The sequence below is a fragment of the Streptomyces sp. NPDC000983 genome (assembly GCF_040299205.1).
GTDB lineage: Bacteria > Actinomycetota > Actinomycetes > Streptomycetales > Streptomycetaceae > Streptomyces.
In genome coordinates this window covers 1-19,604 of record NZ_JBEPBM010000059.1, presented here as the reverse complement: position 1 = coordinate 19,604, position 19,604 = coordinate 1, and the positions used below count along the sequence as shown (strand labels likewise).

Genomic DNA, 19,604 nt, shown 5'->3' with positions numbered 1-19,604 from the left:
GGCTCCCGCAGGGCGCGACGGGAAGGCGGATCGGCCACTGATGGGAAACCAACTGGCCATGGGACCGGTGACGGTCAATGACGTGGCTCGTCACCCCTCTTGTTCGGCGGTTCCCGCGACGGCCGGACCCGGATCGGTGCGGAGGTGACGCACGGCCAGGGCGACGGCTTCCTCGGCTGTGGCAGCCTCGCCGAGGACGTCACCGGAGAACGGATGCCTCTCCACACGGAAGGCGCTGCCACTGCGTGCCGGGACAAGGGCCGCCTCGAGCCGGAACGGGTATCCGGTGCAGGAGCTGAAGCCGAGCGTCCAGTGGCTGGAGAACACATAGAGCTGTCGCAGCCGCGGCTGTGCGTACGCCGCTTCCACGAGTTCGCCGAACCCGGCGAAATCCGGCTCCTCGGCCGCCTGCTCCCGCATGGTGCGCCACTGCAGCTCCACCACCGCGGCCGGCCCGCGTTCGTGAGCCTCGGCGCGCTTGCTGAAGCGCAGAAACGACAGCTCCGCCCGCAGCTCCCGCAGGTTCCTGCCCTGCCCCCACGCCGCTCCGGCCCTGACGACATCCGCCAGCTCGGGCGTGGCTCCGGTGATGAGTTCGACGCCGCGGCTCCAGCCCGATACACCGAACCAACGACTCTCCGCCCCCAGGTGAACGGACAGCGGCTTGCGCTCCGGGACGGACGAGGCGATGCCCGCCGAAACGAGGGGGCTCCCAACGGCGGGCATCACGGTGAGATCGGCACCGAGTTCCGCCGCCAACTGTTCCAGCGCTGCGGCCAGGCTGCCCGCAGCAGCCAGATCAGGGTAGAGGTCAGCGTCCACCTCCACAGTCTGCCGTCGCCAGGGGGTGGAAGGGAACGGCGATCAGAGAACGCAGCGAGGCCGTCGGCCTGTGAGCCGGACTGTCCTTCGTTCCCCGGGCCGGGAAGTCAAAGGCATCACACTCCGACGGCCTCACCGCCCGGCGTCACTTCAGGTGTCGGGCGAAGAACTGGGCCGCAGCGTCCCCCGCGAACTGCGGGACGCCGGTGTGCCCGCCCATGTTGGCGTGCAGCGTCTTCTCCTTGGAGCCGAAGGCGTCGAACAACTCCAGGGCGGCCTGCCGGTCGTTGCCTTCGTCGTCCCACTGCAGCAGGACGTGCAGCGGAATGGTGACCTGCCGGGCCTGATCGAACATGGCACGAGGCACGAAACTCCCCGCGAACAGGACGGCGGCCGAGATGCGCGGCTCGACCACCGCCAGCCGGGTCCCGATGGAAATCACTCCCCCCGAGTACCCGACCGGGCCGCCGACTTCGGGCAGCGCGAGCAGGGCGTCCAGGGCGGCCTGCCATTCCGGGACCGCCTTGTCGACCAGCGGGAGGATCAGGGCGTCGACGATCTCGTCGCTCACCGGCTCGCCGGCCTCCAGCGCCCGGCGCAGATCGGCGCGGGCCTGCTCGGCTGCGGGCCAGCGGGGCCGGTCGCCGCTTCCGGGGAGTTCGATGGTGGCCGTGGCGAAGCCGTCCGCCGCAGCGTGCCGGGCCCGGTCCACCAGACGGGGGTACATCCTGCGCAGCCCGAGTGGAGGGTGGCCGAGCAGGATCAGCGGCGCGGGTGCGGCTGCGGACGCGGGCGTCCACAGAATGCCGGGGATCTCGCCGAGGGTGAACGCGCGCTCGAGGACGCCGTCGTCGAGGCGTTGTTCGGAGGTGAAGTGCATGGTCGTGCCTTTCGGGAGTGCCACTGAACGGCGCTCCCGGACGACCTATCGCCCGACCGTGACCCCGGAGGAGAGCACCCATGTCGATACTGCGTTCACGGGTACCACCTCCTCGTTACTCTTCCACGGCATGCGGAACGTAGCACTGGCCGCCGTGGCTGCGCCAACGGTTTTTCGCGCAGGCTCCGTACCGGTCCCCGAGCACCGTGGCACGACGCTCCATGCCTTGATCCGGGCGCGGGGTGCCCGGGGGAAAAGCCGGAGTCAGGGCTTCGAACACCGTGCGCATCGCGTGGTCCGAGTAGGCCGCTGAGGCGCGAGGCTAGGCTCATGGCTGGTAGCGGTTACCTACGAGGGGGTTCGAGGTATGAGCGGGCGAGTGACGGCGGTCAGCAGCAACGGCGAGTATTCGTTCACCAAGCCGAACCGGGAGAGCGTCACCTTGCTCGCCGGTCTTGGTGTGGAGGGGGACGTGCACGCCGGTGTGACGGTCAAGCACCGCTCGCGCGTGGCGCAGGATCCGACCCAGCCGAACCTGCGTCAGGTCCACCTCATTCATGAAGAGCTCTTCGCCGAGGTCGGCGGAGAAGGCTTTGAGGTGGCGCCCGGCGAACTCGGCGAGAACATCACCACGGGCGGCATCGACCTGCTCGGTCTGCCGGTCGGCACCTTGCTGCGCATCGGCGACTCCGCCGTCCTGGAGGTCACCGGTCTCCGCAATCCCTGTCTGCAGATCGACAACTTCCGGGACGGACTGCTGAAGCAGGTCGTCGGCCGCGACGAGGCGGGGAACATCGTGCGCAAAGCCGGAATCATGAGCATCGTGAGGGAAGGCGGCGTAGTGCGCCCTGGCGACTCGATCGAGACGGAGCTTCCCAGCGGTCCGCACCGACCCCTGGACCGGGTCTGACCGGGCTGCTCCAGCAGGTGGGTGCACGCGGGGCCCGGCTGGCGAGCGTGGGTGGACGACCCGCGCGTCGGCCTGCCACCGGGCGGCGCGTGGCAGGACGCTCTGGTCAACCGGCAGCCGGCGGAATGTTCCTGACTCCCGCGGCGGGCCACGGCGGCAACGCCGGCCCGGTCGTGCCGGTGTCACCGGGCGGCCTCCCAGGCCGTCCACAATCCGGCGTACACACCACCCGCATCAACCAGCTCTCCATGGGTGCCGGTCTCGATGATCCGGCCGCGTTGCATCACCACGATCCGGTCGCACGTCGCCGCTTGGGAGAGGCGGTGCGCGACCACGACCGCGGTGCGCCCGGCGAGGACGGCTTCGGCGGCGCGGTCGAGCTGTCCGGCGTAGTCGGAGCCTGCCTCGGCGGTCGCTTCGTCGAGGATCACGAGATCGGCGTCGGTGAGGAGCAGGCGGGCGAGGGCGAGTTGCTGTGCCTGGGCGTCGGTGAGCGGGTGTCCGCCGGCCCCGAGCGGGGTGTCCAGCCGGTCGGGGAGGACGTCGAGGATCGATGCGGCGCCGGTGGCTTCCAGCGCCGCATGGAGGTCGTGGTCGGCGGCCCCGGGTGCGGCGAGGGTGAGGTTGTCGCGCAGGGTGCCCGCGAAGACGTGGACCTCCTGGGTGATCATCGCCGTACGGCTGGGGCGGGTCACCCTCCCGGCCTCGGGCAGGTGGGTGCCGGCGATGACGCCGGCGAGCGTGGTCTTGCCCGCCCCGGAGACTCCGACGACGGCCACGCGCTGGCCTGACGGGATGTCGAGGGTGATGCCGTCGAGGACCCGTGGCCCCTCGCCGTAGCGGAACGAGACCTCGTCGAGCCGTACCGGGGTGCTCGTGGCCTGCGCCGGGGCGTCCGAGGGACTGGGTGGGATCGTGACGACGCCGATCATGCGGCTCAGCGATGCGAGGGCGGACTGGAGGGTGTCGATGACCAGCAGCAGTTGGTTGACCGGTCCGAGCAGGCGTAGCACGAGCAGCATGGCGGTGGTGGCGCCGCCGACGGTCGATGCGTTGTGATCGATGAGGACGAAGCCGACGACGAGTACGGCGGCCAGGCTGAGGCACTCCCCCAGGTTGAGCCGGGCGTTGAGCATGCTCAGCACGGTGCGGGCGCGGAGCGACTGCCGTGCGACGCGCCAGGAGTCGGTCATCACGGCCCGGTGTCGTTGCTCGGCGAGTCCGAAGCCGAGCACGGTGGCGTGGCCGCGCTGGGATTCGAGGATCTGTTGGGCTCGCGCGCTCATCGCCGTCCGTTCGGCGCGGTAGACGCCCAGTCCGATGCGCAGGTACCACCGCACGGCCAGCACGTAGACCGGCAGGACGATGGCGAAGGCGGCCGCGTAGGGCCATTCCAGTGCGGCGAGTCCGCCCAGCGACACGACGATGGTGAAGGCGCTGACGGCGAGTACCGGGATCACCGCGGGGGCGGCGTCGGCGACCGCGGTGACGTCGTCGCTGGACCGCGAGATCAGGTCTCCGGTACCGACGCGCTCGACGAGGTGCTGAGGGAGCGTCATGGCGCGGGCCACGAGCCGCTCGCGCAGCGCGGCGAGGATGGAGTGGTAGACGCGGGTGGCGAGCACGATCGTCAGCGCGGTGCCCGCGGCGCCGAGGACTGCGGAGAGCACCATGACGGCCGTGACCGTCAGCACGGTGGCGAGGTCCGCGGTGCCGGCCTGCACGCGGTCGACGAGGAATCCGATCGCCACGGAGACGATCAGGTCGACGCCGGTGCTGACGATCCCCAGGACCCCGGTCGCGGCGAGGCGGAGCCGGTGGCCGCGGCTGAGCCGCCACACCTCCCTGGCCGTCTCGCGGCCGCAGGCGACCGGCAGCCCGGCATCGGAAGCCGTGTCTTGGGGCGCGGTGGTGGTGCCGTTCACAGGGCCGTCCTCGAGAGTGCGGGTACGTCGTCAGGCAGCTCGACGACGCGGTCGCAGGCGGCGAGGAGCGCCGGGGCCGAGGCGATCAGCAGTGTCGAGCGGCCTGCCCGGACGGCGCGCAGCCGGCCTGCGATCGTGTGCTCGGTGACCGAGTCGACCGCGGTGGTCGGGTCGTGCAGTACGAGGTCCGGCGCGCCGCTCGCCAGGGCGCGGGCGAGCGCGACCCGTTGGCGCTGGCCGCCGGAGAGCCGGCTGCCGCCCTCGCCGACCGGGGCGTCCAGGTCTGCCGCGAAGTCGTCGCAGGCGGCGGCTCGCACCGCGGCGTCGACCTGCTCGGGCGTGCCCGCGGTCATGGCGACGTTGTCGCGGAGGGTGCCGCTGAAGAGCGTCGCGCGGTGCGGCGCGACGGTGACCCGGGAGCGGTAGTGGGCCAGGGACAGTTCCCGCGCCGCGGTCCCGTCGAGCCGCGCCTCGACCCCGCCCTCGGCCTGTGGGTCCAGCAGCGCCTGGAGGACGCGGGCGGCGGTCCGGTCGTCGGCGCGTACGCCGACGAGCTCGCCGGGCTCGACCCGGATCGTCACGCCGGGCCCGGAGACGTGGGGCACGACGACGTCCAGGTCGGGCAGCGCGGCGACCTCCGGCCGGGTCACGTCGTCGGGTTCGGCCGTCGGCGTGGTGTTGTCCCGCAGCGCGTCGAGGACGCGTACGGACGAGGCGCGGGCGCCGGCAAGGTTGGGGACGGATGTGCTCGCGATGGCCTGGATCTGCGGCAGCAGTGCCTGGGCGAGGCCGACGGCGGTGATCAGCCCGCCGATGCCGAGTTGTCCGTCGACGGCGAACCAGCCCGCGAGCCCCACGACAGCGGCGACGAACGTGCCGCTGACCGCGCCCGAGCCCACGAGGAATCTGCACAGCAGGCCGGCATTGCGCTTGGCGCCGACGAGGGTCTCCTGGCTCGCCTGCCGGTAGCGGCGCGTCGCCTCGGTCTCGGCACGCATCCCCTTGATCACCCGGTAGCCGGCGACCAGGTCCGTGGCCTGTCCGACGGTGGAGGCCAGCAGCTCCTGGTAGGCGCGGGTGTCGCGGGAGAGCCGCTCGCTGAGCATGCCCATCGACCAGACCGCGATCGGCGCCCCGATCAGCACCACGAGTCCGAGCAGCCAGTGCGTCGTCAGGAGCGATACCGCGATGAATCCGATGGCGGTGATCCTTGAGACCGGGATGATCGTCAGGATCACCGCGTTGGCCAGGCGTCCGACGTCGCTGGTCATCACGGAGACCACGTTGCCGTCCGGTGCGCGGCCGGTGCCGCCGACCGGGTGGAGGACGCCCGTGGAGAGGGTGGCGCGGAGTCGGTGCTGGAGTACCTGGACCGCGTGGGCGGTCAGCCTGAGCGAGAGCCTCGCCGCCGATGTCAGTGCGAGGTAGAGGGCCACCAGCACGCCGAGCCACAGGGCCAGTTGTCCTTCGTCCCCGGTAGCGAGGGCCCGGTCGACCGCGAGGCCCATCACCACCGGAACCGCGGACTCCCCCACCTGCCACACGATCGCCAGCAGCATCGCGGGAACGCTGATCCGCCGGACCGAGAGGATGACGCGCAGCAGGAACCGGCCCGGGGTGGTCCCCGGCCCGTATGCGAACGGCGGGGCATCGAGCGGTTCGGCGGGTGCGAGCAGGAGCACGGGCAGCCGTCGGGTGAACGGTCCGCGCCCCAGTCCCGCGGCGTCGGCGCCAGGGGAACGCAGGGAGTTGCTCACGCCTGGCTCCCATCCGGGCTCCCGGTCGGGAAGCACCAGAGCAGGGCATCGGCGAGGAGGCCTCGCCACCATGCGTAGTCGTGCCCGCCGGCGAACTCCCTGTAGAGGGTGTCGTAGCCCTTCACATTGAGGACGTGGTCCAGCCAGCGGCTGTGGGTGTGGGAGGTCTCCAGCTCACCGACGTCGTGGAAGATGCGGATCGGTGCCGTGGGCGCGGCCAGGTAGTCGGCGATCAGTGTCGGTACGGGGGTGCGGCGCAGCAGTTCGCCCGCTCCGGTGCCCCATCTGAGGTCGGGGTGGTACCCGCACGAAGGGGACTGGAGGATGGCGTTGCCGAACGCCGTCGGGTGGTGGAGCGCTGTCCAGCCGGCGCACAGGCCGCCGAAACTCTCGCCGGCCAGCGCGACGTCACGGGGGTCCCGGGAGAGCGGATAGCGGTGGCGGAGCCATGGCAGCAGTTCCTGGACCAGCATGCGGGAGAACGCCGGGTCGCAGAGGAGTTCCTTGTCGCGCCGGCGTGCGGGCTGATCGACGAGGACGACCGCGCAGGGTCGGATCAGTCCCGCCCGGACCAGGGCGTCACGCACGCTCGGCGCGCTGTGGTCCGGTGTCCCGTCCAGGTGGATCACGAAGGGCAGGGCGCTCTGTGACGAGTGGTCTCCCGGCGGCATCGAGACCCGGATGCGGCGTTCGTCGCCCAGGAGTTCGCTCGCGAGCACGGCGGCTTCCACGGCCGGGGCCGGCCGCGCTTGTGCCTGTTCGAGCCAGGGCAACGGCGCCGCGTCGGGGAGCACGGCCACGGAGGCGCCGGAGAAGCGTTCCACCGAGCACTGCGAGAACCGCGGCGGCGGGTTGAACGGGTCCGGGACGCGTTCGCCCTCGCCTGTCGGCCCACGTCGTGTGAACACGTACGAGAAGCGCAGGTCGGAACGCATGCGCAGGGTGAGTACGCGGAACGGGGTCCCTGGCACCGGGGCGAACTGCTCCTCGATGGGGTTGAAGCCGATTCTGGGGCCGATCACCACGGCGAGGCTGACCGCCGTGTCGTCCTGGGACTCGTCGACGAACGTCACCTCGACCTCGTCCGCGGAAACCCGCTCGACCAGCGGTGCGCCCGTCTCCTCGAGGTGTCGCCTGAAGCGTTCCGGGCTCCACTCACCGGTCGACAGTTTCTCGACCAACGGATCAGACATTGCTCGGGCTCTCCACGTCGGTGTTGTCGGCGACCAGGGTGTGGCCGGCGTGGTGCGGGTCGGCGACGGAGGTCTGGTGCATCGCCCTGAGTACGGCCCGTTCGTCGTCCTCGGTCCACTGCCGCACGAAGCCCTGGTGGGGGTGGCGTCCCCGGGCCACGAGGTCGGCGACGGTGATTCCGTCCGGTGCGGTCGAGGTCTGCGGCAGCAGCCCGACCCGTCGCGCCACCTCTTTGGTCCGGGAGGAGTTGATGCCGGCACCGTCGAGGACGACCTGCCCGGCCGACGGCTCGCGCAGTCGGGACAGGCTGCGCAGCAGGGTGGACCTGCCGCAGCCGTTCGGGCCGACGACGACCGTGAACGACGCGTCGGGGATCGCCACGGAGAGGTCCTCGGAGACGGTCCGCCTGTCGCAGCCGAGCGTCGCCGGTTCCCCGCGCAGGCGCGCGGTGCCGGGCGGGGGTGCGGTCACAGTCGTCTCCTGGCTTCGGTGAACAGCAGGTGTCCGAGGTAGCCGCCGCCGAGCACGACGGTGACGATGCCGACCGGCAGCGGGGTGGGGGCGACGTGCTGGGCGAGGTAGTCGGACGCCAGGCACAGCAGCGCGCCGACGAAGGCGGCGGGGGCGAGGGTGATGCCGGCGGTGCGGGCGAGCCGGCGGCCGATCTGCGGGGCGACCAGGGAGAGGAACGCGATCGGCCCCGACGCGGCCGTGACCGTCGCCGTCAGCGCCACTCCCACCAGGATCAGGCCCAGGCGTACGGGCGCGACCCGGACCCCTTGTGAGGCGGCCGCGTCGTCGCCCAGCTCCATCTGCCGCATCGGCCGGCTCAGCATCCCGGCCAGCAGCAGGAGTCCGGCGATGCAGGCGCCGCCGATGGCGACCTGGTCCCAGGACACGCCGTTGAGCGAGCCGGCACCCCACGCGGCCGCGGACATCGCCTGGTCCAGGTCCGCCTTGAGGATCAGCCAGGTGTTGAGCGACCCGAGCATCGCCGAGACGCCGATGCCGACGATGATCAGCCGGAAGCCCTGTACACCTCGCCGGTGGGCGAGCAGGTACACGGCCACGGCGGTGGCCATCCCGCCCACCAACGCCCCGCCGACCAGCTGCGTATACGTGCCGTTGACGACCAGGATCACGATCAGGGCGCCGGTGTAGGAGCCCTGGGCGAAGCCGACGATGCCGGGGTCGGCGAGGGGGTTGCGCAGCAGGGACTGGAAGACCGCCCCGCTCACGCCCAGGGCCGCGCCGAACACCAGTGCCGCGGTCACCCGGGGCAGCCGCCACTCGACGACGATGTCGTGGACGATGCCGCTCTCCCGGCCGGTCAGTGCGGCGAGCACCTGCCCGGGGCTCAGCGCGTACGAGCCGGTCATCAGCGCGAGGACCGCCGTAGCGGCGATCGCGACCGCGAGCACCGCGCAGACGGCGACCGAGCGCCACTGGAGCCGTACCGCGATCCACCGGCTCCGCAGCACCAGCATCCGCCGTCCGGAGGGCACCGGCGCGATGTGCGTGTTCACAGTCCGCTCGACTTCTTCCGCCGCACCAGGGCGACGAGAACGGGGGCGCCGACGAAGGCGGTGACGACACCCACGGGGATCTCGCCGGGTCTCATCACGACGCGGCCGAGGATGTCGGAGACCAGCAGCAGGCTCGGGGCGAGGAGGATGCTGTAGGCGAAGATCCAGCGCTGGTGGGGGCCGACGATCCAGCGGGCCACGTGCGGCACCATGAGTCCGACGAATCCGATGGGTCCGGCGATCGCGGTGGCGCCTCCGGCGAGGAGGGTGAGTGCGATCACCGCGAGCACGCGGGTGCGTCCCAGCCGGACCCCTTGGGCGACCGCGAGTTCGTCCCCCAGGGCCAGGGCGTTGAGCGGGCCCGACACCGCGAAGGCCAGCACGAGTCCCACCGCCAGGAACGGCAGGACCGGCCACACGACCTCGAGCGGGCGGCCCGCGATCGACCCGGCGTTCCAGTTCCGCATCGCGTCGAAGGCGTCCGGGTCGGTCAACTGCAGCGCTTCCCGGGCGCCGCCGAACACGGCGCCGACGCAGACCCCGGCGAGCACCATGACCACCGGCGTGGAGCCCTGCCGGGTCGAGCCGAGGGCGAGCACCAGGAGCGTGACGATCAGTGCTCCGGCGAACGCGAACCACATGTAGCCCTGGACGTCGCGGACGCCGAAGAGGCCCACGGCGGCCGTCACCGCGAAGGACGCGCCGGCATGGACGCCGAGGACGCCCGGATCGGCCAGGGGGTTGCGGGTGAGGGCCTGGATCAGTGCGCCGGACAGACCGAGGGCGACGCCGACGACCAGACCCACGATCGTGCGCGGCAGCCGGAAGTCGCGGATCGCGAACTGGTCGATGCCGGCCGAGGAGTGGAGCAGCGCGTCCCACACCACCGACGGCGCGATGGCCGTGGAACCGATCACGAGGCTCAGCACGAGCAGGGCCAGCAGTGTCACGAGCGCGACGGTCAGGCCGAGCAGACGACGGGGCGGTCCGGGCACCGTCCTGGTGCCCGGACCGTCCTGCCGCAGGGTGAGGGCTGTCACTGCTTGCCGGGGAGGGTCGCCAGTGCGCTGTCGAGCGAGTCCAGGTACTGGTTGACGGGCCCGTAGGAGTTGTTGCCGGGGCAGAAGACGCCCAGCGCCCGGCCGGAGGTCACGGCGGGCAGGGACTTCCAGGTGTTGGTCTTGGTCACCGGCGTGAAGGGCTCGGTCGGCTTGCCGTCGGCGTCGACGGGGTAGGTGACGACGTCGTACTCGGACAGCTCGCCGATCTGCTCGAACGGCAGGGACTCGTAGGCCAGCGGGTCCTTGCCCTCGGCCGCCTCGGGGAGGTCCAGGCCGATGTCGTCGCGGGCGATCTCGGAGCAGCCGATGTCGGCGATGTAGAACGTTCCGGGATCGCTCCAGTCCCCGCGGGAGACGTCGACGAACGAGGTGCCCTCGATGGTCTTGCCGTAGGTCTCCTGGATCTTGGTGACCTTCGCCTTGTACTCCGCCTTCTGCCGGCCGAGCGCATCGGTGACGTTGCCGGCCTCGGCGATGGCGTCGGCGAAGTCCTTCCACTCGGTGTCGAGCCCCCAGTACACGGTCGGGGCGACGGTCTCGAGCTGCTTGCCGACCTTGTCCCAGTCGCTGGAGTCGCCTGCGGGGGTGGCTGCCGCCGGAGGAGCTGCCCGGGTCGGTTGCGGGTGAGGGCGGCCCTGGGGGTTCCCCCGGGGGCCCGCTGGGCTCAGGGTCCTTCCGGTACGGCCGTCCGCCCCTCCACGGGGACGCCCAGCCTGTCGGCGACCGAGGTCAGTGCCGCCCCGAGCGGGAGGGTGATCCGGGTGGAGGCGAGCGCGTCGCCCCGGGTCGCGTCCCGGTTGACGATGAGCACGGGGATGTCCGCCTGAGCGGCCTGCCGGACGAACCGGAGCCCGGACATCACCGTCAGCGAGGAGCCGAGAACCAGCAGCGAGGCCGCCTCCCTCACCAGCCGGCGACAGTGCTCGATCCGCTCCGCGGGCACGGTCTCGCCGAAGAACACCACGTCCGGCTTGAGGACGCCCCCGCAGTCCGCGCAGGGCAGGACTCGGAAGCCGGCGACCTGTTCGTCGGTGAGGTCGGCGTCACCGTCCGGGTTGATCCCCGCCGCCACCGGCGCGAACCCCGCGTTGGCCTCCTCCAGCCGTACGGCCAGATCGGCGCGGGCGGTGACGGCGCCGCAGGACAGGCATCTGACCCGGTCCAGACCCCCGTGCAGTTCCACGACCCCCTCGCTGCCCGCGGCCTGGTGCAGACCGTCCACGTTCTGCGTGACGACCCCCGACAGCAGCCCGTGCCGGGCGAAGGAGGCCACGGCCAGATGCCCGGCGTTGGGGCGGGCCCGGCCGAAGGTCCGCCACCCCAGGTGCCCGCGCGCCCAGTACCGGCGCCGGGCATGCGCACTGCCGGTGAAGTCCTGGTACGTCATCGGGGTGTGCCGGGTCAGGCTCCCGCCCTCGCCCCGGTAGGCGGGGATGCCGGACTCGGTCGAGATGCCCGCGCCGCTGAGCACAAGCACCCCGCCCGCGCCCAGCGCGTCGGCCAGCGGTTTCAGATCCGTGGTGCCCGGCGGCAGGTCCGCGGGCGGGGTCCAGTGCAGAGTGGGGCGGGTGCGCATGACTGCCAGCGTACGGAATGGGGCGCGTCCGGCGACGGAACCGTGTGAGCGGCCTCGACCCGTGCTGCGCGAGCGCCCTCCGCCGCCGTCGCTGTTGGCGGTCGGTGTTCGCGGTCGGTGTTCGCTGTCCCCGTTCCGTGCCGCCGCAGCAGGCGATGTCAGTGGCAGCAGGCAAGATGACGGACATGACGACACATGCAGTTGTGATCATGGATGCCGCCGTGTACGCGCAGGCGGTCGAGGACGCGGTGAAGGCATCGGCCGCCTACTACGCGGGTGGGACGTCGGCCATGGACGACGACGCCTACGACCGGCTGGTGCGCGGCATCGCCGCGTGGGAGGCCGACCATCCTGATCAGGTGCTGCCCGAGTCCCCGACGGGCAAGGTCGCCGGCGGGGCCGTGGAGGGCGACGTCCCGCACACGGTGGCGATGCTGAGTCTGGACAACGTGTTCTCGGCGGAGGAGTTCACCGCCTGGACCGCGTCCCTGGCCCGGCGCATCGGCCACGACGTCGAGCGGTTCAGTGTCGAGCCGAAGCTGGACGGGCTCGCGATCGCCGCCCGTTACACCGCCGGCCGCCTGAGACAGCTGATCACGCGAGGGGACGGGACGGCCGGGGAGGACGTCTCGCACGCGATCGGCACCATTGAGGGCCTTCCGGACCAGCTCACCGAGCCGGTCACCGTGGAGGTCCGTGGCGAAATCCTGATGACGACCGCCCAATTCGAGCACGCCAACGAGGTGCGCACCGCGCACGGCGGGCAACCGTTCGCCAACCCGCGCGGCGCCTCGGCGGGCACCCTGCGCGCCAAGGAGCGCGCCTACACGGTGCCGATGACGTTCTTCGGCTACGGCCTCCTGCCCGGACCCGGCACCGACACGGCGCTCGCCGCGCGGCTGGGCGAACTCGCGCACAGCGACCTCATGGCCCAGGCGGCCGCGTACGGGGTGAACACCACCGCCACCACCGCGGTGCCCGGCATCACCGCCGACACGGTCGAACAGGTGCTGGCCCGCGTGCAGGAGATCGCCGCCCTGCGGGCGGAACTGCCGTTCGGCATCGACGGGATCGTCATCAAGGCCGACCTGGCCGACGACCAGCGGACGGCGGGATCGGGTTCGCGCGCTCCGCGTTGGGCGATCGCCTACAAGCTGCCGGCCGTGGAGAAGATCACCAGATTGCTGGAGGTGGAGTGGAACGTGGGCCGTACCGGCATCATCGCCCCGCGCGCCGTCCTGGAACCGGTCGAGATCGACGGCGCCACCATCACGTACGCCACCCTCCACAACCCGGCCGACATCACCCGCCGCGACCTGCGCCTGGGCGACCACGTCATGGTCCACCGGGCCGGCGATGTCATCCCCCGCATCGAGGCCCCCGTCGCCCACCTGCGCACCGGCGAGGAACAGCCCATCGCCTTCCCCGAGACATGCCCGCGCTGCGGGGCCGGCATCGACACCAGCGAGCAGCGCTGGCGCTGCGAGAACGGACGCAACTGCCACCTGGTGGCCGCCCTGTCCTATGCGGCCGGCCGCGACCAGCTCGACATCGAGGGCCTCGGCCACACCCGCGTCGTCCAACTCGTCGACGCCGGCCTCGTCGCCGACCTCGCCGACCTGTTCACCCTGACCCGCGAGCAGCTGTTGGGTCTGGAGCGGATGGGCGCCACCAGCACCGACAACCTCCTCGCCGCCATCACCGCGGCCAAGGGCCAGCCGCTGTCCCGGGTGCTGTGCGCGCTCGGTGTCCGCGGCACCGGCCGCTCCATGTCCCGCCGTATCGCCCGGCACTTCGCGACCATGGACCATGTCCGTGCGGCGGACGCGGGAGCGATGCAGGAGGTCGACGGCATCGGCACCGAGAAGGCCCCCTCGATCGTCGCCGAACTCGCCGAACTGGCCCCGCTGATCGACAAACTCGCCGCCGCCGGGGTCAACATGACGGAACCCGGAGCCACCCCGCCCGCCTCGTCCGACGGCGACGCCGGTGACACCGGCGAGGACGCCGAGCGTGCGGACCTGCCGTTGGCCGGGATGACCGTGGTCGTCACGGGTGCGATGACCGGCCCCCTGGAGAAACTCAGCCGCAACCAGATGAACGAGCTCATCGAACAGGCCGGCGGCCGCTCGTCCTCCAGCGTCTCCAAGAGGACCACGCTCGTCGTCGCCGGAGAGGGCGCGGGGTCCAAGCGGGCCAAGGCCGAGGACCTCGGCATCCGCCTGGCCACCCCCGACGAGTTCGCCGAGATGGTCGCCGACCACCTCGGCTAGGGCTCCCAGGAGCAGTCGCGCCCGTGGCCCGCACGGGAATGCGCCGGTTCAGGCGTCCGCCGACGGTTTGCGCGGTGCCGTCACAGACGGGCGGACGTGGCAGGGGGCCTGCGGCAGGTAACGGAGGAGGAGTTCGACTCGGCGTGGGCGGGCCATCGCGCGTGAGATCGGTGCGAGGTGATCGGTGATCTCCTCTCCGATGTGTGCGGGTGCACCGTCGTCGTCCTGCGGTCGTTGCCGGCCGTAGGCGTCGAGTGCGGCGCGCAGGGCGACCGCGCCTGCGAGGCTGCGCGCGGCCTTGTCGCCCTGTTGATCAGCGACTGCCCGGTAGGCCTGCTGGTAGAGGCTCTTGTCGTAGTACGGGGCGAGGCGCAGCAGTCCGTCCTCGATGTGCTGCTGGCGCTGCATGAGGCGCAGGTCGAGTGGTGCGAGGCGCCCCACCTTGGCTCTGGCCGAGGAGGGGGCCACGCGCCGGATCGCGCGTGCCAGGGGCAGGAGGGTCCAGTACAGGATCTGCTCTCCTGCCCATTTCTGGAGGAACGGGCCGGCGACGGGGAGGATGAATCCGGCGGCGACGAGGGTGCCGCCGAGGAGCGCGAAGGGCGGCGCGACTTGGGTGTTGAGGGAGTCCCAGTCCGTTCCGGCCCATCGTGCTCCGATGGCGAGGGCTTTGGCTGCGACGAAGGCGACGCCCATGGCGTAGCCGGCCTGGAGGCAGATCAGTCCGGCCTTCAGCCAGCGGCCGCGGACATGGGGGATCCAGGTCCAGATCATCCAGGCCGAGACGACGGTTGAGGTGAGGTAGCCGAGCAGGTACAGGACGATGTGCTCGCGCATCCACGGGGTGGTGGCGTAGTGGGTGTCGAGGTCGTAGACGCGCTCGTCGGGCACGTCGGCCATGAGGAAGGTGATCCACAGCGCGGCGATGACGGTCGCGTAGCCGGTCCAGGCCCAGGCGATAAGGCGGGTTCGGCAGGGCGAGGGTTCTTCCCGCCAGGTGATGATCATGGTGAGGCATGCGCCGCAGAACGCGTTGATGAGGGTGTACGCCCAGGGTGCGGCGAAGTTCGGCACACCCGTCAGGGTGTTGATCCGGTGGATGTTCGCGGGCGTCACGGAGATGAACACGGCTGCTGCGAAGAGCAGCACGAACCAGGTGGCCCGGGTGTTGGGGTCCTTCCACGAGCGAATGATCGCCGGGATCTTGAGCGCGAGACCGGCGATCAGCAGCGCTGTGGGCGGCAGGTACAGCAAGTGCGTGTCGGACGGGTTCACAGGATGCGTCCGTGGTGGCTGGAAAGGGACAGGTGGATGCGGCCTTCGACGGTGGAGCCGTTGACGGGACCCTGCGCGTGGGGTCCCGTCATCCACGAACGCACCGCTCGGCCGAAGAGAAGACCGAAGGTCTCCGCGGCTTCCTCGGTCTCTGCGTGCGACTGGGCTCGGGCCGCGATCATGAGGAGTGCGTCACGGGGCACCTGGTGCTCGGCAAGGATGCGTTCCATGGCCTGGTGCAGGCTTGTCGCGGGGTGATCCGCGCCGTGGCTGCGGGCGGCCGGCGGGATGCTGCCGGTGAGGTGGTGGCCGCAGTCGTTCTTCTCCTCGTGCCACAGTTCGTGTCCCAGGATGACCAGTTGCGCCGTCGGCGTAGCACGTTCCTCGACGACGATGACGGACCGGTCTCCGCAGTCCAGCCGCGCACCCGACACTTCCAGGTCCGCCGGGAAGGCACTGAAGATCAGCTGGATGGGACGGTTGCGGCGCTCGCTCATGGCATCGCAGAAGGCGCGCATCAGCGTGCGTGGTTCCGTCGGTCGGGTGATCCGCTGTGCTGCCGCTTCGCCGAGCTCCGCGAGCAGGGCTTTCATCTCCTTGGCGCTCACTGCTTCTCACCTGTCGGGGGGTTGAGGGATTCGACGATCCTGCCGATGAACTGTGCGAACTGGTCGGGTTCCATGGTGCCGTGCAGGCGCAGGTCGGTGTGGAGTACGCCGTGCTGTCTCATGACGTCTTCGATCGTGGCCGGGGTCTTGGATTGGTCGAGTTCGGCCAGGAGTGCGCGGTTGAGGACCTGGGCCGGCGGGGCGGTGAAGAATTCCGCTCCGCCTTCGGTTCTGAGGATCTCAGCCAGGCGGGGCAGCGCGTCGTACTCGGGTGTCCTTTCGCCGTTGAGGATGCTCCGGGCGCGCCGACGGGTGATCCCCAGGTGGCGGTGGACCTGATTGGCAAGGTGAGTCAGGGTCTGGGCGTCGGCCGCGAGGTTGGTTCGCGTACGTGCCTTGACCCGGAACCTGATCTGCTGGTCGAGGTGTTCCGGCTCGGGGGTCTCTCCGCGGAGGAGGGCCTCGACGGTCGCCTGGGGCAGGGCGGTGGTCCTCGCCAGGGTGGCCGGGTTGAGGAGGTGGGTACTGCCGAGACGCTGTTCCTCGATGCGCCGGTGCAGGCGCTCAAGCGTCTCGTGCAGTTCGGGGTCCACGGGTGCTCCTGGGGCAGGGATGGGGAGGATGGGATCTGGAGGTGTGGTTTTCGAACAGTACGGCGCCGGTTCGCGGGCGGAAACGAGCAGTTGAGCCGTACGGCTGGGGGTGTGCGGCTGGCCGGAGTCACAGGTCAGGGGCCCTGCTTGCCGCCATGGAGTGCGGCTGTGCGGGTGCTCGGGCCTCTATGAGGTGGCGATTTTGCGCTCTGCTTCGCTCAGCGGCGGCCCTTGGAGGGGCGGCCTTTTCGGGCCGAACAGCATCGGCATCACCATGTCGGGTGAGAACAGCCGGGTGGCGGACTTCTCCAGGCTCATCACATCCAGCAGGGCCCCGAGCGCGCGGGGGTTCGCGGCCCCGGTCTCGACCGCGCGGTCGACGAACCGGGCCAGGAAGCGCTCCACGGGGCTGGGCGGAGTGTCGGTGGCTCCGGGATAGAAGGCGTCCTGGCCCACTGCCAGATCCCAGGCGGCACCGACGGGGCGCGCTGCGGCTCGCTGAAGGCGCCGTGCGGTGCCGGATGCGGTGAGGGGGGTGGTGCGCACGATGTCCCCTACGGCGAGGGCGCATTGGGCGGCGACGGTGAGGCCGTGGCCGTAAACGGGGTTGTAGCCGGCGATGGCGTCGCCGAGGACGAGGTATCCGTCGGGCCAGTGCTTAGCCTTCTCGTAGTAGCGGCGGTGGTTGGCGGTGGAGCGGGTGGTGGCGACGTCGCCGAAGGGTTCGGCGTCTTTGAGGAGTTCGCCGATGACGGGGTCTCCAAGACCGAGGGCGAAGTCGATGAAGGCGTTGGGGTCGCTGGTGGGTTCGCCGCCTCGGGTGCCGGAGAGGGTGACGATCCACCGGCCGTCTTCGACGGGCACGATGATGCCGCCCTGACCGGGGGCTTTGGCGGGGTTGGCCTGGACGTTGACGAGCGGAAAGTCGTGGCAGGCGGCGCTGTGCGGGGCGCGGAAGAGGCGGGTGGAGTAGGCGACGCCGGCGTCAACCTGGCGTTCCTTGGCTGCGGGAACACCCAGGTCGTCCAGCCACTGGGGTGTGCGGGAGCCTCGGCCGGAGGCGTCGATGACCAGGTCCGCCCGGAGGGTGGTCGTGTCGCCACCGCTCGTGGTGACGCGGACGCCGGTGACGCGGTTGGCGTCGCCCTCCAGCCCGAGTGCGGTGGTGTTCTGGCACAGGGTGAGACGCTTGTGCGCCAGGACGCGCTCGCGCAGGACTGCGTCCAGCAGGTTGCGGGAGCAGACGAGGTTGCGGTGGTGGGTGGCCAGGAAGCGGCGGAACCAGACCTCGTTGGGGGCTCTGGAAACCATGTCTCCCATGATGTGGACGAGACGTCCGCCGCGGGCCACGACCTCCTCGACGACACCCGGCAGCAGATCGTTGAAGGCGTGCACGCCGCCGCTCCATACAAGGTGCGCGTGGCGTGCCTGTGGGACGCCGCGGCGGGCCAGTGGGCCTTCGGGGAGAAGGTCGCGTTCGACGAGGGTGACATCCGCGGTGTCGGCCAGTGCGGCGGCGGCGAACAGGCCGGTCGCGCTGGCTCCGATGATGACGGCGGTGGGGCGGCGTGCTCGCTCATACATGGGTGGTGTTCGCTTTCTCTTCTGGCCACTCACTGCCAGATGGAATCGACGGTGCGGGGTCGGTGAGGGGCGCCTGTGATGGTTTCGAGGCCGGTGCGGGTGGGGGCGGATTGAGCCCCGGCGGCGGGGTGGTTGAGGCGTCGAGTGCGGCGCGGATGGCGACGGCTGCCGCGTTGCCGTGGGCATGTTCGGTACGGGAGCCGGTGTCGCGGGTTTCCCCGTAGGCAGGCTGGTGCGGGCTGGAGCCGAGGGAGGGTGCGATTCGCAGCGGGACGTGATGGATGCGCTGCTGTCGGCGTGGGAGAGGATCACCATCCGCGCTTCAGAGACCGCGTGGGCATCGGCGACGAGAATGGCGCAGTGCCCCAATTCCAGGCGTAGGCCCGACACGGCTGTGTCCAAGGGGAGGGCGCGGAAATCGAGGGTGGTCCTGCGGCCGTTGCGGACGCTCATGGTTCGGCAGAACTCTGCCATAGCATCTGTGGGTTCGGCCGACCGCCACAGTGACTTCGATGCTTCATCACCGAGCGCGGCCAGGAGTAACTTCATGGCCTTGGTGCTGATCGCTGGGGTTCCCCCTCCTCGGGCGCCACTGACCACAGGGCTCCTTCAAGGATCCGCTCCAACTGTATGCGGGAGACGGAGCCGTGGGCCCGCACGTCAGCGCCGGTCAGCACTCCGTAGCGGTCCAGCAGGGCCGCCACCGGGTCCTGCTCTGGGTGCACAAGTTGACGCAGTCTTGGGCAGCATCTCGCGGTGGAGCGCCTCATCGGGCCGTGCCGTGAATGACGACTCGTCGCCGTCGACGTCGCAGAGCCGCCTTCAGCAGGCGGCGGCCAGTGTCTTCGGGCCGGCCGTCCCCTGCCTCGGGGTCGAAGGTCTCGGACCGGTTCAGGCTTTGCTCGAGAATGAGCTCGTCCAAGCGCTGCAGGGTCTCGCGCAGCGTGGGGTGCGGCTCCAACGACGGCTCCCTCTAAACCCAATGGGTGACTTGCTTCACGCTATGCGGCAGCGTAGGCGCAATCCCCAAAGGGCTTCAACGATCGCTTATTCGCCACAAGCGAGAGCCCTCTTCCCGAAGTTCACCCAGGGCAGCAGCGGCGTGGGCGCGAACGGCATCCCGGGGCGCGGTCATGGAGAGGTGTCCTGGACCTCACCTGGTGGTGCTGTCATGATTCCCCTCATCGCAGGCGCCGCCAGTCGGCCACGATGCTCGACCACGATCACCGCCGCCTTCGGGTCGGACAGCACCCGGTGCAGCTTGCGCCGCCGCCCGTTCAGCCCCGAACCGACCTCGGTCACGACCTCGGCGACCAGCAGACCGAGCCCAGTGGCTCCCTGAACCACCCGCGCAACCTGCCGGTCAAGGTCAGCCTTCTGCTCCGCCGACGAAACCCGGCAGTACGCCACCACCCTCCCGGACGGCTGAACGGCGGGCTCGTCGACCAGCCACGTCCCCGACGGCGCTTGACGGACCGGGACCGGCATACGGCCCTCCTTCGCCCACGTCCACGCGGTCTGATAGTGAGCCCCTTCCAACCTGACGGGTGGTTGGGCTGCGGGCCCCGGCGGCGGGCATGAAGAAAGCTCCTGGTAGACGGGTTCACGACCAAGATCACC

General features: G+C 70.8%; 16 protein-coding genes and 1 pseudogene. 2 read left to right on the top strand and 15 right to left on the bottom strand.

Annotated features, from left to right (window positions below):
* Positions 1-90: 90 nt before the first annotated feature.
* On the bottom strand, positions 91-822 hold the full coding sequence (locus ABT296_RS35580) for a DUF6193 family natural product biosynthesis protein (protein ID WP_351933750.1): 732 nt from the start codon (positions 820-822) through the stop codon (positions 91-93).
* Between the two features lie 145 nt (positions 823-967).
* Positions 968-1,702 carry a dienelactone hydrolase family protein gene (locus ABT296_RS35575; protein ID WP_351933766.1) on the bottom strand — a complete coding sequence of 245 codons (735 nt, stop codon included), beginning with the start codon at positions 1,700-1,702 and terminating at the stop codon, positions 968-970.
* A 367-nt stretch (positions 1,703-2,069) separates the two neighbouring features.
* Between ABT296_RS35575 and ABT296_RS35570 the strand changes: the two genes are divergently transcribed.
* Positions 2,070-2,612, top strand: a complete 543-nt coding sequence (locus tag ABT296_RS35570; RefSeq protein WP_351933748.1) for an MOSC domain-containing protein — start codon at positions 2,070-2,072, stop codon at positions 2,610-2,612.
* Positions 2,613-2,794: 182 nt separating this feature from the next.
* Here the strand turns inward: ABT296_RS35570 and ABT296_RS35565 are convergent, their stop codons facing one another.
* From ABT296_RS35565 to ABT296_RS35530, 8 genes and pseudogenes are all read right to left on the bottom strand, one after another.
* The gene (locus ABT296_RS35565; RefSeq protein WP_351933746.1) at positions 2,795-4,537 is read right to left on the bottom strand and encodes an ABC transporter ATP-binding protein; all 1,743 of its coding nucleotides are present in this window, start codon (positions 4,535-4,537) and stop codon (positions 2,795-2,797) included.
* Positions 4,534-6,294: an ABC transporter transmembrane domain-containing protein gene (locus ABT296_RS35560; RefSeq protein WP_351933745.1), complete on the bottom strand. Its 1,761-nt coding sequence runs from the start codon at positions 6,292-6,294 to the stop codon at positions 4,534-4,536. Before ABT296_RS35560 ends, ABT296_RS35565 begins: the two co-directional genes overlap by 4 nt.
* Entirely contained in the window at positions 6,291-7,487 is a 1,197-nt protein-coding gene (locus tag ABT296_RS35555) for an alpha/beta hydrolase (RefSeq protein WP_351933743.1), read from the bottom strand. Before ABT296_RS35555 ends, ABT296_RS35560 begins: the two co-directional genes overlap by 4 nt.
* A gap of 58 nt (positions 7,488-7,545) precedes the next feature.
* A pseudogene (locus ABT296_RS35550) lies at positions 7,546-7,959 on the bottom strand (ATP-binding cassette domain-containing protein); the annotation flags it as partial.
* Positions 7,956-8,975, bottom strand: a complete 1,020-nt coding sequence (locus ABT296_RS35545; RefSeq protein WP_502977407.1) for a FecCD family ABC transporter permease — start codon at positions 8,973-8,975, stop codon at positions 7,956-7,958. The gene ABT296_RS35545 and the pseudogene ABT296_RS35550, both read right to left, overlap by 4 nt.
* A gap of 35 nt (positions 8,976-9,010) precedes the next feature.
* On the bottom strand, positions 9,011-10,054 hold the full coding sequence (locus tag ABT296_RS35540) for a FecCD family ABC transporter permease (RefSeq protein WP_351933739.1): 1,044 nt from the start codon (positions 10,052-10,054) through the stop codon (positions 9,011-9,013).
* A complete protein-coding gene (locus tag ABT296_RS35535) occupies positions 10,051-10,596 on the bottom strand; it encodes a TroA family protein (protein WP_351933737.1) in 546 nt (181 codons plus the stop codon). Before ABT296_RS35535 ends, ABT296_RS35540 begins: the two co-directional genes overlap by 4 nt.
* A gap of 143 nt (positions 10,597-10,739) precedes the next feature.
* The gene (locus ABT296_RS35530) at positions 10,740-11,651 is read right to left on the bottom strand and encodes an NAD-dependent protein deacetylase (RefSeq protein WP_351933735.1); all 912 of its coding nucleotides are present in this window, start codon (positions 11,649-11,651) and stop codon (positions 10,740-10,742) included.
* A 176-nt stretch (positions 11,652-11,827) separates the two neighbouring features.
* Between ABT296_RS35530 and ligA the strand changes: the two genes are divergently transcribed.
* Positions 11,828-13,924, top strand: a complete 2,097-nt coding sequence (gene ligA, locus ABT296_RS35525; protein ID WP_502977406.1) for an NAD-dependent DNA ligase LigA — start codon at positions 11,828-11,830, stop codon at positions 13,922-13,924.
* A gap of 48 nt (positions 13,925-13,972) precedes the next feature.
* On the opposite strand, the gene ABT296_RS35520 is transcribed toward ligA, so the two are convergent.
* From ABT296_RS35520 to ABT296_RS35500, 5 genes are all read right to left on the bottom strand, one after another.
* On the bottom strand, positions 13,973-15,199 hold the full coding sequence (locus ABT296_RS35520; protein WP_351933731.1) for an MAB_1171c family putative transporter: 1,227 nt from the start codon (positions 15,197-15,199) through the stop codon (positions 13,973-13,975).
* Positions 15,196-15,807, bottom strand: coding sequence for an ImmA/IrrE family metallo-endopeptidase (locus ABT296_RS35515; RefSeq protein ID WP_351933729.1), 612 nt, complete (start codon positions 15,805-15,807; stop codon positions 15,196-15,198). Before ABT296_RS35515 ends, ABT296_RS35520 begins: the two co-directional genes overlap by 4 nt.
* Positions 15,804-16,400, bottom strand: a complete 597-nt coding sequence (locus tag ABT296_RS35510; RefSeq protein WP_351933727.1) for a hypothetical protein — start codon at positions 16,398-16,400, stop codon at positions 15,804-15,806. The genes ABT296_RS35515 and ABT296_RS35510 overlap by 4 nt, the downstream gene beginning before the upstream one ends.
* Before the next feature lie 186 nt (positions 16,401-16,586).
* Positions 16,587-17,984, bottom strand: a complete 1,398-nt coding sequence (locus tag ABT296_RS35505; protein WP_351933725.1) for an FAD-dependent oxidoreductase — start codon at positions 17,982-17,984, stop codon at positions 16,587-16,589.
* A 1,131-nt stretch (positions 17,985-19,115) separates the two neighbouring features.
* Positions 19,116-19,472, bottom strand: coding sequence for a recombinase family protein (locus tag ABT296_RS35500; protein ID WP_351933723.1), 357 nt, complete (start codon positions 19,470-19,472; stop codon positions 19,116-19,118).
* Positions 19,473-19,604 lie beyond the last annotated feature (132 nt).